We start from the raw sequence: 17,968 nt of genomic DNA on the forward strand, positions 1-17,968 counted from the left end.
ATAAGGAAAGTTCCTCATTGATTCAAGGCGTGGTTTTTTCATAATTATGAAATGAAATAATGGAGCTATGGAGAAGAGAGATTCTGCAATGAAATGAGATTAAGGATAGAAGGATAGGATGACTTGATTCTCAATTTCAGGATATGGTAGTGTAAATGCACGACAAAAATCTGCTGATGCTGGACGTTATGTAGTCAGATTTTTTTTTGTATGACGAGGGTATACTTATGCCAAATGAAGTAAGGTCAAATGGCGGGGGACTCTGAGTAAATTATTAGATGGGGTTGAATTATGAAACGAATAGCAAAGCTGAAATTAACAACAAAGATATTTATCGCCTTAATCATTGGAGTAGTCATCGGATTATTTTTGCAGAATGATCCGGATAGGGCAATAATATTCCAACCTTTAGGGGATATCTACATTAACTTGATTAGTCTGATCATGGTGCCGTTAGTGTTTACGTCATTACTTTTAGGGGTATCTAATGTTACGGATATCAAAAAAGTGGGGAAAATCGGATTAGCCACCGTCGTTTATTTTATGGGAACCACTATAGTGGCTGTTTTAATTGGACTGCTTATATCCAACGTTATCCAGCCGGGGGCCGGTATGAATTTGGTACCAGAAGCAACCAGTTCTGATGCAGACTTTCCATCAGTTGTTGATACCATTGTCACTATTTTCCCAGGGAACATAATGGAAGCTTTTCTTGAGGTAGATATGCTTCAAATTATCTTTATCTCGCTTTTGTTAGGTATTGGTGTAGTTAGAGTAGGCGAAAAGGGAGAGGCATTCAGAAAAGTGGTGGAGTCTATTTACGAAGTCTCCATCAGTGTCACGCATATTATTATGCAATTTACGCCGTTGGGAGTTATTGGATTAATTGTACCCGTTGTTGCAACAAATGGCTTGGAAGTCCTCCTGCCACTTGGTCGAGTGATTTTTGCTTTTTACCTGGCAGTAGCGCTACACATTGGCATTACTTATTCGTTAACCGTAAAATTCTGGTCTCAATATAAATTGAAAGATTTCTTTAAGGCTATACTCCCAGCACAGTTAGTAGGTTTTACGACATGCAGCAGTTCTGCAACACTGCCCGTAACTTTGAACTCAATGGAAGAACTGCATATTAATAAAGAAGTATCAGGTTTTGTTCTTCCACTTGGAGCGACCATCAATATGGATGGTAATGCTCTCTATCAGGGCATTACCGCACTGTTCATCGCTCAAGCTTATGGACTGGAGTTAAGCATTGTAAGTCAGCTGACGGTAGTAGCTGTAGGGACACTTGCCTCAATAGGGGCAGCGGGCGTACCTGGAGCAGGCATGATTATTTTAAGTATGGTCTTGTCATCAGTAGGTTTACCACTCGATGGCATTGCCCTAGTAGCTGGGATAGACCGACTGCTTGATATGGGTCGCACCCTGACAAATATCACAGGCGATGCATCCGCAACAGTTATCGTCTCACAGTTACTCAACAAAGGTAAGCGGCCGAAAAAAGTCAGAGGCGCACAAACCCAGTCAGTGAACTGAATTAAATAAATGAAACGGTTTAGAGTAACTCATGACGCTTAGCTGCTAATCGTCATGAGTTTTTTGCTTTATAGAGAGTAGAGATGACGAATAGCGTTATTCGTCACCTCTACTGTTTTAGCTGGTGTGAATTTATGATGAATAGCGCTTATTCGTTAGAAATAGACGCTGACTAAGTAGAAATACTTAACGAATACACCCGCAATTCCGACTGTGCTTTCTACTCTGAATAAACCCAAGAGTCTGCCAACTGTAATGAATGAGTAGAATAATAGATAAATGCTTTATTTACTCATAAGGATCAATATACAGTCTAGTCACCTATATCCATTCAAGAGTGGAGCCATTTTTTTGGATATAGTGGATATCTATCCTGTACCGCTGTTTACGTGACAAATGTATATTTCAAACAGTAAATAATTTGAATAGAAAAACATATACGCATAAAAGTTTACTAAATTTATTGAAAACGTTTACTAAAAGAGCTACAATGACTCTATACTATATCAATATGGGAGTGGTAATGGTGGAGAAAAATAAGTTGTATCAATCATTTGAACACGTATTTGGCTACAAGGCAGACAGCATCTTCTTTTCACCGGGTCGGATCAATTTGATTGGAGAGCATACGGATTACAATGGAGGCAGAGTATTTCCATGCGCCATCACAATGGGGACTTATGGAGTAGTTAAAAAAAGAGCCGATAAAGTGGTGAAGGCTTACTCGGGTAATTTTCCTGATTTGGGGACGCTGACTTTTTCCCTGGATGATCTAACATTCAAAAAAGAAGACAACTGGACAAATTATTTAAAAGGAATGATTAAATACATAAATGAGAGCGAAGGCGGGATTGATCACGGCTTTGACCTTTATGTATATGGGACGATTCCCAACGGATCGTCCCTATCCTCCTCAGCTTCACTGGAGTTGCTGATTGGGGTAATCGTTAAGGCACTCTTTGACCTGAGGATAGACAGACTGGACTTGGTTAAACTGGGTATGCGCACGGAAAATGAGTTCATGGGCTTAAATTCAGGCATACTGGACCAGTTTGCGATTGGGATGGCTGAAAAAGGGCACGCCATGCTTCTCGACACGACCACCCTTGAGTATGAGCAAATTCCAGTTGACCTGCCGGATCATAAAATTGTAATTATGAACTCCATGACGCGCCGGGAACTGGTAGATTCAGAGTACAATACACGCCGAAAGCAATGTGAAGCGGCACTGTCCGACCTGCAGAAAGTTGTAAACGTCTCCAGTTTAGGCGAGCTGACGGAAGAACAGTTTGATGCCCACCAACAGGTGATCAGTGATGAGGTCAATAGAAAACGTGCCCGGCACGCCGTATATGAGAGTGCACGGACACTTCGAGCAACGGAGGCATTAAAGGCTGGGGACTTAAATGCCTTTGGCCAGTACATGAATGCGTCACATCTCTCCTTGCATGAAGACTACGAGGTAACCGTGAAAGAAACCGATCTGCTGGTGCGCCTGGCTTGGGAGCAAGCCGGGACGGTCGGAGCTCGAATGACCGGAGGAGGCTTTGGCGGCTGCTGTATTGCCATTGTGGAAAAAGATCAGGTAGAAGCCTTTATTGAACAGGTTGGGACCGACTTTGAGCAGGCAATCGGGCATCCAGCTGAATTTTATATTGCCGAAACAGAAAACGGAACAAAGGAATGGGTGTAGGATGAGTAAAGACAACCAGCAGCGAGACATCAGTCAAGTGATTGTAGACTTTATTGAGTGCCATATTAAAGAAGGACTGATTCATCCGCTCAATAAACACTACGCGACCAATCAACTCCTGGCTGTTTTAAATAAGACAGATATGGAAGTAGTGAGCCCCTCCAAAGCATTGCGTCCGCCTTTAGCACTTTTAGACCAGATGGTTGACTATGCCGTACACGCAAAGGTAATCGATGATTCTGTTTCAGCCCGAGATGTTCTAGAAGCTAAACTGATGGATAGTATGACACCCAGTCCCTATGAAGTGAACCGGCAGTTTTGGGAGGCTTACCAGACGTCACCATACAAGGCGACAGACTTATTTTACACTCTGTCCAAGCAAACGAATTATATAAAAACGAGAGAAATCTCTAAAAATATCGCATACCTCTATCCCTCAGACTATGGGGATTTACAAATAACCATCAACTTATCCAAGCCGGAAAAAAATCCGAAAGAGATTGCCCAGGCTAAGCGCACTAAGCAGTCCAATTATCCTCTGTGTGTGTTGTGCATGGAAAACGAAGGCTACGAAGGACACCTGTCGCATCCGGGGCGGACCAACCACCGGATTGTGCGTATGAAAGTCAGCGGGGAAGAGTGGGGCTTTCAGTACTCGCCTTACTCTTACTACAATGAACATGCGATCTTCTTGTCGGGGAAGCACCGGGAAATGAAAGTCGACCTGCAGGCGATTCAAAACCTGCTGGATATTCTGGTGACGTTACCGCATTACTTTGTGGGCTCCAATGCCGACCTGCCCATTGTGGGCGGCTCTATCTTGTCTCACGATCACTATCAAGGCGGACGCCATACCTTCCCTCTGGATTTAGCCGAAAAAGAGTGCACCTTCCAATTAGATGGCTTGCCTGAGGTCGAAGCCAGCCTAATGAAATGGCCAATGTCTGTTATACGAATCAGCAGTGAACATAAAGAAGCTTTAGTGGAAGCGGCAGACAGAGTCATGACCAAGTGGAAAACCTATACTGACCAATCAGTAGGCATTTATGCTGAAAGTGAAGGTATCCCGCATAATGCTATAACACCGATTGCCCGAAGAAGAGGAGATGCTTTTGAAATCGACATGGTCCTGCGCAATAACCGGACGTCACCAAAGTATCCGGATGGCATCTTCCATCCCCATCCATCTGTTCAGCATATTAAAAAAGAAAACATCGGGCTGATCGAAGTGATGGGCCTGGCGATTTTACCTCCTCGCTTAAAGGAAGAACTGGAAGTCATCAAAGCCTTTCTCCTGGACCGGGAGTCTCACGTAGCCCCTTATCACCAGGAGTGGGCGAATGAACTCAAAGCCATGAACACAGTGTCAGAAGAAAATGTGTCTCAAGTCGTGGATGAAGCGGTCGGTTCAGTATTTCTGAAGGTACTGGAGCACGCAGGGGTGTTCAAAAGAGATGCTGAAGGCAAAAAAGCTTTCAGGCGCTTTGCTGAGTATGTAAAGCAGGCTTAGCGGACCATTAAAATCAGCGCGTCAAACAGAAAGGAGTCTGTACACATATGGATGTGACAAAAAAAGTATTTGGCTATCTAGAGGGTCAGGAAGTAAGGGAGTATACGCTGACCAATTCTCAAGGGGTGTCGCTGAGTGCCCTGTCTTATGGGGCCATTGTGACACAAATCATGACTCCGGATAAGGACGGCAAGCAAGCCAACATCACTTTAAATGTCGACTCGCTCAGTGATATGGTGGACCATCGGCCTTTTTATGGAGCCGTGATTGGCCGAGTAGCGGGGCGCATTGCTGAAGGTCAGTACAGCATCGATGGCCAACCCTATTCCCTGCCTCAAAATGAGGGAAAAAGTACGCTGCATGGCGGCTTTGAAGGTTTGGATAGAAAAATATGGGCTGTACAAACGGTGCAGAATGAAGAGGCAGCCAGCTTAATTTTTGAGTACACCAGTCCTGAGGGTGAAAGTGGCTTTTCGGGCACAGTGAAGATTCAAGTGACCTATACGCTGACGGAGGCGAACGAGTGGATCATCGACTACCGGGCAACAACCGACAAGCCAACGCTCTTCAACCCGACCAATCATGTGTACTTCAATTTAACCGGTGATGTGAGAACGTCGATACTGGACCATGAGCTGCAGCTGAACAGTCCGTATTTTGTTCCTTTGAATGACCAGAATATCCCTCTAGGTGAGTGGGTGAAAAGTCAAGGAACGCCCTTTGATTTCAGTCAGTCTAAACCACTCAAGGAAGCGGTAGGGTCTGACGACGAGCAGATAAAGGCAAGAAGCGGCTTAGATCATCCCTTTGTCCTGAACTCAGGCGGCCAGGGTCATCAAGGCAAACTGTTTGACCCGGTGTCAGGACGAACAGTGACCTTCACAACAGACCGTAACAGCGTGGTTATCTTTACGCATAACGCAGAGGTAGACGATTTTACTCTTTTCAATGAGCCGGTCAGACAATATGCGGGCATTGCCCTGGAAACCCAAACCTTACCGGATGCAGTCAATCAGGAAGGCTTTGGCGATACTGTAATCAGGCCAGGTCAGGACTTTACATCACGCACCCTTTACTCTTTCAGCTGTGAGTCACACTAATTTATAGAAAGTAAGGTGAAACGAAATGGCTACCCTCAAAGATATTGCTGCAGAAGCAGGTGTTTCAACATCAACCGTTAGCCGTGTATTGAATTATGATCCTACTTTGTCCGTAGCCAAGGAAACCAAAAAACGTATATTTGAAGTCGCTGAAGCGATGGATTATAAAAATACGAAAAAAGTAGAATCAAGAAACAAAGGAACGATCGCAATCGTCAATTGGGTCAGTGAGTCGCAGGAGTTAAATGATATTTACTATCTATCGATTCGACTCGCTGCAGAACAAAAGGCCAAGGCTTTAGGTTATGACTATGTCAAAATTTACAGCCAAGATGAACTGGGCGAGGAAGAAAAGCTTTCTGGCATTTTAGCTATCGGTAAATACAGTCCCCAGCAGGTCGAAAATTTTAAAAGCAAGCAAGTACCGGTGTGCTTTGTAGATTCTCAACCGACAGAAGATATGGACAGTGTAGTCGTTGATTTTAAAAAAGCGATGCAGACCAATATTGATTACTTGATTGAAAAAGGACATTCAAAAATAGGCTTTATCGGTGGGAAAGAATCTTATAGTGATGGGTCCGGCAGCTGGACCGACTTGCGCGAAAAAGTTGCAAGACGGTACTTGAAGCAAAAAGACTTGTACCAGCCGGACTACTTCTTCATTGGCAAGTTCTGTGTAAAAGATGGCAAGGAGAACATGCTGAAAGCGCTAGACACTCTCAAGGAGTCAGAGCGACCAACTGCCTTTATTGCAGCGAATGATACCATTGCCATAGGGTGCCTGAAAGCACTGTACGAAAAAAATATCAAGGTGCCAACGGACATGTCCTTGATTAGTTTCAACGACATCTCTACTGCCAAATACAGTACGCCGTCCTTGACCACCGTGAAGATTTTTACAGAAGAAATGGGAAAAAGCGGCATTCAGCTTCTAGACGAACGAATCCAGGATGAACGAGACATCTCAAAAAAAGTCATTGTCTCTACGCAACTGGTGTTCAGAGAGAGCACCTAGTAAGTGAACAGGAGCGGCATCTACAAGTAAAAGTCCAGAAAATTGTCTTATTCCCTAAATTAGGGTCTCTCCTTACAGATGTTAAAAAATAAAGTGAACGTTACAGTTCTATTCGAGTGCACACACAAGGCACTCGCCTGAAGGGGTAAAAAAGCAAGCAGGAGGTCATCATGACTATTGTATATAACGAACAGTCCAGCAGTTTTCACTTATACAACACAAAGGTCAGTTATCAGCTAGCAATTGTAAACAGCAAATATATCTCGCACGTATACTGGGGGAAGACGGTGGGCAATACCCACACAGACAGTGATTTCCCCATGTGGGACCGCTCTTTTTCACCTAATCCCAGCGGCTCAGCTGACCGCAATTTTTCCCTTAATACTCTGCCCCAGGAGTATCCTGGACATAACAATGGAGACTACCGGGAGTCTGCTTTTGCTGTGACCTGCGCAGACGGCACCTTTTCAACGCAATTTGAATACGACTCTTATGCAATCAAAGAAGGGAAAGCCGCATTAAAGGGACTTCCCCATACGTATGCCTCCAAAGACCAGGAGGCACAGATGCTGACTATTCAGCTGAAAGACAAGCTAAAGGGTCTCAAGCTCGAACTGATGTACACGATTTTTGAAGACTACCCGATCATTACCCGCTCGGTAAAACTCAGCAATGAAGGAAGCGAGCCTGTGGAGATAAACAAACTGCTCAGTGCCTCCATTGATTATGATCATGCTGATTTTGATTTGATCCAATTACCCGGTGGCTGGGGTCGGGAACGCGATATCGTGAGACACCCCGTACACCGTGGCGTCCATAAAATAGATTCCAAAAGAGGGACAACCAGCCATACCTATCAGCCCTTTTTAGCCTTGTGTGATCCTAAGGCCACAGAACACACTGGGGACATTTACGGCATGCACTTTGTTTACTCAGGGGAATTTATGGCGAATGTTGAGGTTACAGAATATAACCATACACGCATACAGATGGGGATCAGTCCGGAATACTTTAACTGGACACTTCAGCCGGATGAGGGATTTCAAGCACCGGAAGTGGTTATGTCTTATTCACCTGACGGGCTCAATGAGTTTTCACAAAGCCTGCATCGCTTCTACCAGAAACACCTGATCAGAGGTCAGCATCAGTTTAAGGAACGTCCAGTATTAATGAACAACTGGGAAGGAACCTATTTCGATTTTTCAGAGGAAAAGATTCTGGATATGGCCGATCAAGCCGTTCAATTGGGTATCGAATTGTTTGTACTGGATGATGGCTGGTTCGGCAAGCGGAATGACGACCGCTCGTCTCTAGGTGACTGGACTATTCATAGAGAAAAATTGCCGAATGGCCTGAAGTCTCTTGCTGAAAAAATTAAGGCCAAAGGATTAAAATTTGGCTTATGGTTTGAACCGGAAATGATTTCAGAAGACAGTGAGTTGTACCGTGCCCACCCTGACTGGGTACTCAAAGCGGTCCATCGTGAAGCCTCTGTAGGACGAGATCAATACATCCTGGACTATACAAGAAAAGAAGTCAGAGAAAATATAATCAACCAAATCAAAGCGGTTTTGGATACGGTACCCATTGACTACATTAAATGGGATTTTAATCGGAACATGACTGAAATTGGATCTCAGGATCCTTCAATCAGTGATGGTACTGTCACGCACCGTTATATGTTAGGGCTATATGAAGTCATGGAGACCTTAACGACTGCTTACCCTCATATATTGTGGGAAAGTTGCTCGGGCGGTGGAGGACGATATGATCCGGGCATGCTTCACTATATGCCTCAGACATGGACATCGGACAACACCGATGCTGTTGCCCGTCTGGAAATTCAAACGGGGACCAGCCTGGTTTTCCCCATCAGCTCCATGGGCAGTCATGTGTCTTCGGTACCGAATCACCAAGTCAATCGAACAACCTCTTTAAAAATGAGAGGGGACGTCGCTAGTGCTGGGAATTTAGGCTATGAGCTGGATCCGACTGTTTTGACAGCTGACGAAAGCCGTATCGTGAAAAAGCAAATCGACTTTTACAAAAACCACCGTCAGCTTATTCAGTATGGCCTCTTTTACAGGCTGAAATCACCTTTTGAAGGGAATAATGAAGTCGCTTGGATGTTTGTCGACGAAAACCAGACGGAAGCCTTGTTCTTCTATTACCTTATTTTGGATAAAACCAATACGTTACGGCCAAGAGTCACCTTAACTGGTCTGGATCCCCATCGACGTTACACAGTAAAAGAGAAAGGTGAATCTGAACCGAAAGTCTATTACGGCAGTGAGCTGATGTATAAAGGTCTGTTTGTGCAGCCGCCTCTTGCGGAATCAGAGACTCAGTCCAGCTATCAGATCAATGGCGACTTTAGAAGTGTGTGTGTCCAGATAAAAGCCGTAGACTGAACACAGTGGAGTAAGCTGAGAAGATGTATTTAGTAAACATTCAAAATATATTTACTAAATAATAAGTAAAATAAATCAAGAAAACGCTTGCAATTTTTACTAAAAATTTATATAGTATAGATGTAGAAGAAACCGATTACAATATGCTGATACAGAGAGGCGGGATTCATATTTTAAGTAACTATTTAAAGCAGTCAGTCATTCATAAAAATCGATTACCTGAGTCTGCATATCACTTTCAATATGATCATCTAAAAAAAGCGAAAACACATAACCGAAGACTTTCATCCGGTTTCCAGTTGTTGAATGGAGAATGGGCCTTTCATTATAGCCCGTTCCCGGAAAAGTGTCCGGAAGATTTTTATCACTCGGACTATGATGACAGTGAGTGGGATCGGATCAAAGTGCCTTCCAACTGGCAGTTTGAAGGCTACGACCGGCCGCACTACACCAATGTACAGTATCCCTTCCCGGTAGATCCGCCTTTTATCCCGTCAGAGAATCCAACGGGGATATATAGAAGAACCTTTGATGTCAGTGACTTAAACGACTGCTGCCTGTTGCGGTTCGAAGGCGTGGATGGGGCCTTTGATGTCTGGGTTAACGGGGAATACATCGGATATGCTACGGGAAGCCGGACAGCGTCTGAGTTTGACCTTTCTGACGTGATCAAAAAAGGAAAAAATACCCTGACGGTTAGAGTATACAAGTGGTCGGCCCATACTTATTTAGAAGATCAGGATATGTGGTGGCTATCAGGCATTTTTAGAGATGTATACATCAAGAAACTTAAACAGAAACGGGTAAAGGATTTTGCAATCAAGACAACCTTTGATTCGACTTATACCGACAGTCAACTGGCTGTAAACCTGCAGCTGACTGAAGAGGCAGTAGGCTGTGACGTGACCTTTATTCTTGAAGATGGGAATAAGAGCCTCTTTGAAGAAACGGTAGCGGTCCAGTCAAGTGAACTCACTTTTACTCAAACAGTCAGCCAACCCAGAAAGTGGTCAGCGGAAGCCCCTCACTTATATCGCCTATATATTGTTCTGAAAGAAAACCATGAGGTATTAAGTGCAATTCCGCAAAAAGTAGGCTTCAGGGAAGTGAAGTTGACTGACGGCTTGATTGAACTGAACGGGACACCGCTCTTGTTTAAAGGAGTCAACCGGCATGAATTTCATACAGACTTGGGTCATTATGTTCCACTGGATGTCATGATTCAAGATATCAAACTAATGAAAGCGCATAACATTAACGCAGTCAGAACCTCCCATTATCCCAGTGATCCAAGATTTTATGAATTGTGTGATGAGTACGGCTTGTACGTGATTGATGAAGCAGATATTGAAACACACGGTTTTGCCTTGATCAATGATTGGGATCGCTTGAGTGACAGTCCTGAATGGACGGAAGCCTATCTTGAACGCATGAAGCGTATGGTCGAAAGAGACAAAAACAGACCGTCTGTACTGATCTGGTCTCTTGGGAATGAATCGGGCTTTGGGCGAAATCATTTAGCGATGGCCAAATGGGCTAGGGAAAAAGATGATACCCGTCTTTTACATTATGAAGGAGAGACCCGCTACATTCTTGAACGGTCAGACTATGAGCCAAAAGACATTAACCAGAGCGCTGACATGTTTTCAACCATGTATACCGATGTCGATACGATGGAAAAACTGGGCAAGCAAAGCCACTTATCCCAGCCGCATGTCTTATGCGAATTCGCTCATGCTATGGGAAATGGACCAGGCGGCCTTAAAGAGTATATGGATTTGTTCTATAAATATCCGCGCTTGCAGGGGGGCTTTGTCTGGGAATGGATTGATCATGGCATCCGTGCAGTCAATGAAAAAGGTGAAACGTTCTTTGCCTACGGAGGAGACTTTGGAGAGGATCCACATGATGGAAACTTTGTGATTGATGGACTGATCTTCCCCGACCGTAAGCCGTCGCCCGCTTTAACAGAATACAAAAAAGTCATTGAACCCATCAAAGTTGACTGGTCAGATTCAGAAAAGTCTGCTGTAAAAGTCACCAATGTGCATGACTTTATCAGCTTAGACCAGGTGTATGGTGTGTATGAAGTGGTAGTGGGTGAACGTGTATTACAGCAAGGCTTCATTGATACAGATGAGATCAAGGCGAAAGAGTCTAAAGTATTCCCGCTTGATTTGTCTGAGAACCAGGAAAATGAGGCAGTCTATTTGAACGTAAGTTTCCGACTGAAGCATGCGACTGACTGGGCCGATTCTGGTCATGAGATAGCCTGGGGTCAGTTGGTGATTCAAGAAAAGCAAAAAGAGTGTGTATTTGACATAGACTTGCCTGCAAACGCTCTGGAGTGTAACTATACAGCAGATGACGTGATGATCAGTAACACTATCGTTGACATCAGCTTTGATCGCTACACTGGACGCTTAAAGCATTACCGTTACAATGGCGAAACGCTTATTACCAGCGGCCCCAAAGCGAATTACTGGCACGCTTTAACCGATAATGACCGCATCAGCCATGATGAATTCCGGTCTTCAAACAGTGAAAAATACTGGCGAGCGAATGCTTTGGATAAGATGCAGGAAAGAATGGAGTCTTTCGACGTCAGTGAGTCAGAGGGTCAAACGGTCAAAGTGACGGTCAAAAGTACGCTGGCCCCCCCTATTTTTGAATGGGGATTTAGAATTGAAACCACTTATGTGATTCAAAATACCGGAAAAATGGACATGACGGTCTCAGCAGAAGCGTTCGGAAAAGGCTGCGATCATTTACCTAAAATCGGTAGTCAGCTAAGAATTGCAAACACGCTGACCGAAACGAGTTGGCAAGGAGCAGGACCTGGAGAGTCTTACCCGGATATCAAACAGGCTGTCAAGCAAGGCGTTTGGACACAGGAAACCAGCAGCCTGACTACACCTTATATTATGCCGCAAGAAAGTGGCAATCGAAGTCAAGTGGACTGGGTCGCTTTCTATAACCAGAGAGGCGAAGGCTTGCTTGTTCAAGGCGAATCGTTTAACTTTTCTGTCAGTGAATGGACAACGGAAGACCTTGAAAAAGCCAATCACCGCTTTGAGTTAACACCGTTAAGCGATGCGTATGAACTTAATCTCGATTACAAAGTGAATGGGATTGGCTCTTCAAGTTGTGGACCGGGTGTGTTGGATAAATATCTGCTTAAAAATGAATCGTACAGCTACTCACTGTCATTTGTTCCTTATTTACGTCATTAACGATTGGCTAAAAAAAAGAAAAGTGGAGGGTTTACAATGATGAACAAAAAAGGGTACCTAGCTTTAAGTGCAACAGCGTTACTTCTATTGGCAGCATGCGGCAATGGAGAGGATAACGGAGCGGCCTCTGAAGGAGATGACTTTGAAGGAATCACTGATGATCCAACAGAACTCACAGCCTGGATGTGGGACCCTAACTTTAACGTTGCGGCCTTTGAAATGGCCGAAGAGCGTTTTCAGGAAAATAATCCTGACTTTAGTCTAAATATTGTTGAAAACTCTCAGGCGGATGTTATCCAGAGACTGAACACGAGTTTAAGCTCCGGCGTCGAGACCGGTCTACCTAATATCGTACTCATTGAAGATTACCGTGCACCAAGTTTCTTGACTGCTTATGAAGGATCGTTTTATTCATTAGGTGATTATTTTGAAACCTCTGACTTTGCAGATTATAAAATAGCCGCAGGTACACACAATGATAATGTGTATAATGTTCCTTTTGATACAGGAGTGACTGGCTTATTTGTTCGAACGGATTACCTGGAGGAAGCGGGCTACTCCCTCGATGATCTTCAAGATATCACGTGGGAAGAATATATTGAAATTGGTAAGTCGGTCTATGAACAGACAGGTGTCAGCTGGATTACGAATGACAACGGAGACTTAGGTTTGATGCGTATCATGATGCACTCTTCAGGTGTATGGTGGACAGATGAAGAAGACGGTGTGACTCCATTCATCGAAGGCAACGAGCCTTTGAGGCTAGCTTTTGAAAACTATAAAGAAATGGTGGATGCGGGGATCGTTAATATCCATAACGATTGGGATCAATTTATCCAAACATTTAACAATGGGGACGTTGTGACTGTTCCGACAGGTAACTGGATTAATGCGTCCATTATGCAGGCAGAAGATCAGGCCGGCAACTGGGGAGTAGCGCCTATCCCTAGACAAAGTGTTGAAGGATCAGTGAATGCTTCCAACTTAGGTGGTTCTTCTATATATGTGCTTAACGTAGAAGGCAATGAACTGGCTGCAGAATTCTTGGCAGCGACTTTCGGCTCGGATGCTGAATTTTATCAAGACTTATTGGTAGATATTGGGGCTATGGGTGCCTTTGCACCAGCATCTGATGGAGAAGCTTTTGAAGTAGAGGTGGATTTCTATGGTGGGCAGCAGATTTTCCAGGATTTAGCTCAATGGACTCAAGAGATACCTGAGGTTGCCTTTGGCCAAAGAACATATGAAATTGAGGACATCTTGTCTGTAGCACTTCAAGACTTCCTTGGTGGAGCTGATTTAGATGAAGTCCTTCAAAATGCACAGAGCCAAGCAGAGCTAGCCATGTAAAAAGCAACTTGATAGGGGCTCTTTCAATAAACAATTGAGAGAGTCTCTGTTACATAAAAGGGGGAAATACTTATGTCATCAAGTTTAAGTAAATTTAGCAAAAACGAAAGTAGTGTTCAGAAAAAGAATCACAATACTGTTTCTTCCGATAATATAGCGGTAAAAAACAAAGGCATGGGAAAGCTGGAAAGAAATAGAGTAATTATGAGTTGGACCTTCGTCATTATTCCAACTTTCTTTATACTCTTATTTTATTTCTATCCGATGGTTCAAGCGTTTTGGCTGTCACTTCATACCGGTGCAGGGGTTAATTTGACGTTTACAGGCTTCGATAACTACCGGCGTCTTTTTAGCGATCAAGCGTTTATCGCAGCGTTGACCAACACATTTATTTTTTTAGTTTTTCAAATACCCTTGATGATTATTTTAGCGTTAGTCTTTTCAGTTATCTTGAATCAAAAGACACTGAAGCTAAAAGGAATATTTAGAACGCTTGTATTTCTTCCATCAATCACCTCGCTTGTTGCTTACTCGCTAGTTTTTAGGTATCTATTCTCTAATAATGGAATAGTAAACCAAATCCTTATGGGGATAAATTTAATTGACAGCCCTGTTCTCTGGCTCGGCGATCCTTTTTGGGCACGTGTGTTAATCATTATTGCAATCACTTGGAGATGGACAGGATACAATATGATTTTTTACTTGTCAGCACTGCAAAACGTGAGTCCAAGTATTTATGAAGCCGCCAGAATCGATGGTGCTAGCGCAGTACAACAGTTCTTTAAGATAACGATACCTATGCTTAGACCCGTCATCCTCTTTACCTCCATCACTTCTACTATTGGAACGCTCCAATTGTTTGATGAACCGATGAACTTAACAGGTGGGGGACCAGGAAATGCTACAACGACCCTATCTCAATATATTTATAATTTATCGTTTCAGTTCACACCGAACTTTGGATACGCCTCGGCCGTTTCCTATACTATAGTCGTATTTGTAGTTATCTTATCTGCTATACAATTTAGACTGGGGAGAGAGAGAAAATGAAAAATCAAGAAACAATGAAAAAAGTGTTTATGTATAGTTTTCTTATCCTAACGTCTGTGATGTTTTTCTTTCCGTTTTATTTTTTAATCATTAGTATCACGAATCCTTCAATAGATATTACAAGAGGAAGACTGCTTCCTGGGACACACTTTATTGAAAACTTTCGAACGATGATAGAGACATCACTGCTATCCAGAGCAGTCATTAATTCAACGATTGTCTCCTTTGGACAGACGATTCTCTCTATATTCGTGTCTTCATTAGCAGGTTATGGGTTTGAAGTTCATAAAAGTCGGGGGAAAGAGATTGTTTACAATATGGTTCTGTTGTCCATGATGATTCCTTTTGCAGCGTTAATGGTTCCATTATTCCGACTTTTTGGAACTATATCAGAAGTCGCACCTATATTTGGAATAGACACCCTTTTCGGAGTCATTCTCCCTTACGTTTCTACTGCTTTCTTGATTTTCTTTTTTAGACAAAACACAAAAATGTTTCCTAAAGAATTGTTAGAAGCTGGACGTATAGACGGTCTATCTGAGTTAGGTTTGTTTTTGAAAATATATATGCCAACAATGAAAACAACCTATGCGGCTGCCGGTATTGTCACTTTTATGGGGGCTTGGAATAACTTCCTGTGGCCACTAGTCATACTACAGTCACCAAGAAATTTCACCGTACCTCTTGTAATTTCAGCTATGGGATCTGGATATTTAATTGATTTTGGGGCAGTCATGATCGCCATATTCTTCACAACGATACCAACAGCCATCATATTCTTCGTGCTGCAGAAACATTTTGTTGCCGGAATGGTTGGCTCGATTAAATAGAAGACTATGGATGAGTTACAATGATGAACAGAAAGTCAATGCGCATGGTCGTTTTATAGAATAAAGCATTCTTAGCAGCAGTCAGTCATCACTTTCAGATGGGTGACTGCTGCTGTTTTGTTTGATTTTTTAATCAAGCAGAACTGATTCTAAGCTGATCTAGATTGCAGTCAGACTGCTTCCTTTTCTGTTAGAAGCAGAGCGCCTATACCGTCGTTTTACAGACTTATATATAGTCTAACTAAGGTGCGTAAAAGACTATCATACATATTTAGAGGACTTTAAGAGGCTTATTGAGTGAAAACTATTCATCAGTTCTATATAATGTGAGTATAAAAAATAACTAGCCTGATATGTATGGGTAAGTGTGATTTAGCAGTAAGTGTATCATTATTTTGTCTTTATCATTCATATCATCTGGTTTCAAGCAGTCAGCTACTTTTAAAACAGCTACAAATAAAAATCCTTGATTTTAAATGTTTTACTGGAAATGTTCCTTAATAAAATGTACTATGTAGTTAAATCTTTGGTAAGCTATGCATGATGAATTAGTTTTACCCCAAATTCCTCTAATATTCATCCTTAATTCACGCTCTAGCCTCTACCAAGGCGACATGTATGCCTTGACGTTTGTCCTCCTTTACACCCTCTTTTAACCCAATGACTCCTCATTACAGTTAAGTCTGCAGCACGGTAGCCTCATACAGTTCAATCGCATCCATCACTTTCTGACTAATAGGCAATACGCCTAAACTTATGACAATCAGAAAAACAAGCTCTTTTGCTTTGTTTTGGTTCTTTGTTATCAGGGGGGGTAAGCATATGAACCCGATTGACTTGAATTATGCCTTTCGCAATAAAATAGGTTTATTGAATGACAGAAGTTATTTTTATTTTTTGTGTTTCACCACACTCGTCTATAATATAGGCAGTATTTTTAATTCCACAGGTCTTACCACTCTATCTTTCTTCGCTTTATCTCTTCTCTGTGTCGTATCTACTATAAATCAACTCACTTACACCTTATACTTCTTCACTCCTATGTATCTCTATTTAGTAATTGGGACCTTTCCACTTTACAATGTGATCATCCTGCTGCTGCTTCTGAAACGCTTGCTTGACAGTGATTTTCACTTAAATGTATTGTTTTCTTTTCTCCTTATTTCGGTCATATCAATCGAAGTGATTCACCTGATTGCTTCCGGAACCGTTCCAACCTTTAATACGATTAAATTATTTCTGATTATCTTTCTTATCGGCTTGCATTTGTTCGAGACACCTAGCGGGTATTCAAACGCCTTGGGGATAAGGTTTTTAGGAGCAGGGACATTTTTATACGCAGTAACTTTCCTATGGCTGAATCAGAATATTGTTGTAACAGATTCCTTTCGTTTTGGAGGATTGGGAGAATTGGATCCCAATACCTATGGCTTATATAACTTACTTGCGATTGCTCTGATTGCTCAGAACTTACTGATAAAAAGAAACAGAAAATTCAGTTATTTTTCAGGCTTGATGATTATTGGAGTTGTGCTGATTGCAGGGGCTCTGACTTTATCAAAAACCTATTTTTTGACATCCATAGGAATAACTGTAGTGTTTCTTATCGCGACTTTAAATAACAAAAAGCAGTTTTTTGTATCGATGACGATATTAAGCCTGGGCGGATTTTTGCTGAGTCGTAGCGCTTATGTGGTAACGACGATTGAAAAAATCCTTTACCGCTTTGAAATTGGAAGAAGGGCGGGTGATATTACAACGGGAAGAACATTTATCTATAACAACTACATGGAATATCTCCATGATCACATCCAAACAGTCATATTTGGAGAGGGAATGTATTCTTACATGAATAATTTTGAAATAAGACCGCACAACACGATTATTGAACTGATTATGTCCTGGGGAATAGTAGGAGGAATCGTCTTCATTTGTTTGTTTATTGCCGGTGCCAGCAAGTACCGGATGAGATTTGAAGAGCCCGAAAGCATCAAATTACTCAGTTTTATCCCGTTGATGCTACTCCTTATATACAGCCAGTCGCTGACCTTGCTTTACCAGGAGGCCACTTATGTGTATATTGTTATTTCAGTAATGGCCATTCTTGGGAATAGCGAAGTGGCAGAGTCCCAGGAGCTGCAGATGAACAAAGCAGCCGATTCCCCCGTAATCTTGCGAAATCAGTATCGATGATTTGCTTGTCAGCTCACGAGGCTCAGTTGATTTAAAAATTGTAG

Annotated in this window: 11 protein-coding genes; all 11 read left to right on the forward strand. The window is 42.6% G+C overall.

The annotated features are described in order from the left end of the window. The first annotated feature begins 291 nt into the window (after positions 1–291). The 11 genes from ADIAL_RS06065 to ADIAL_RS06115 all read left to right on the forward strand — a co-directional run bounded on the left by ADIAL_RS06065 (position 292) and on the right by ADIAL_RS06115 (position 17,924). Positions 292–1,539 (forward strand): dicarboxylate/amino acid:cation symporter, encoded by a 1,248-nt coding sequence (locus ADIAL_RS06065; protein ID WP_034301296.1) that lies wholly within the window; start codon positions 292–294, stop codon positions 1,537–1,539. A gap of 526 nt (positions 1,540–2,065) precedes the next feature. Next, complete coding sequence (locus tag ADIAL_RS06070; RefSeq protein WP_155849192.1) at positions 2,066–3,232, forward strand: galactokinase; 1,167 nt, start codon at positions 2,066–2,068, stop codon at positions 3,230–3,232. A gap of 1 nt (position 3,233) precedes the next feature. After that, on the forward strand, positions 3,234–4,742 hold the full coding sequence (galT, locus tag ADIAL_RS06075; RefSeq protein WP_034301298.1) for a UDP-glucose--hexose-1-phosphate uridylyltransferase: 1,509 nt from the start codon (positions 3,234–3,236) through the stop codon (positions 4,740–4,742). Between the two features lie 47 nt (positions 4,743–4,789). Beyond that, positions 4,790–5,842, forward strand: a complete 1,053-nt coding sequence (locus ADIAL_RS06080; protein WP_034301301.1) for an aldose epimerase family protein — start codon at positions 4,790–4,792, stop codon at positions 5,840–5,842. Between the two features lie 25 nt (positions 5,843–5,867). Beyond that, positions 5,868–6,857: a LacI family DNA-binding transcriptional regulator gene (locus ADIAL_RS06085; RefSeq protein ID WP_034301303.1), complete on the forward strand. Its 990-nt coding sequence runs from the start codon at positions 5,868–5,870 to the stop codon at positions 6,855–6,857. Between the two features lie 170 nt (positions 6,858–7,027). Next, positions 7,028–9,268, forward strand: a complete 2,241-nt coding sequence (locus ADIAL_RS06090; RefSeq protein ID WP_034301307.1) for an alpha-galactosidase — start codon at positions 7,028–7,030, stop codon at positions 9,266–9,268. A 143-nt stretch (positions 9,269–9,411) separates the two neighbouring features. After that, on the forward strand, positions 9,412–12,501 hold the full coding sequence (locus ADIAL_RS06095) for a glycoside hydrolase family 2 TIM barrel-domain containing protein (RefSeq protein WP_051503758.1): 3,090 nt from the start codon (positions 9,412–9,414) through the stop codon (positions 12,499–12,501). A gap of 36 nt (positions 12,502–12,537) precedes the next feature. Next, complete coding sequence (locus ADIAL_RS06100; RefSeq protein ID WP_231492101.1) at positions 12,538–13,851, forward strand: ABC transporter substrate-binding protein; 1,314 nt, start codon at positions 12,538–12,540, stop codon at positions 13,849–13,851. A gap of 174 nt (positions 13,852–14,025) precedes the next feature. Beyond that, positions 14,026–14,901, forward strand: a complete 876-nt coding sequence (locus ADIAL_RS06105) for a carbohydrate ABC transporter permease (protein ID WP_034301382.1) — start codon at positions 14,026–14,028, stop codon at positions 14,899–14,901. Then, positions 14,898–15,731 (forward strand): carbohydrate ABC transporter permease, encoded by an 834-nt coding sequence (locus ADIAL_RS06110; RefSeq protein ID WP_034301309.1) that lies wholly within the window; start codon positions 14,898–14,900, stop codon positions 15,729–15,731. Before ADIAL_RS06105 ends, ADIAL_RS06110 begins: the two co-directional genes overlap by 4 nt. Before the next feature lie 822 nt (positions 15,732–16,553). Next, positions 16,554–17,924 (forward strand): O-antigen ligase family protein, encoded by a 1,371-nt coding sequence (locus ADIAL_RS06115; RefSeq protein WP_034301312.1) that lies wholly within the window; start codon positions 16,554–16,556, stop codon positions 17,922–17,924. The last annotated feature ends 44 nt before the right edge of the window (positions 17,925–17,968 follow it).

It is taken from the genome of Alkalibacterium sp. AK22 (assembly GCF_000585255.1).
Classification (GTDB): domain Bacteria; phylum Bacillota; class Bacilli; order Lactobacillales; family Carnobacteriaceae_A; genus Alkalibacterium.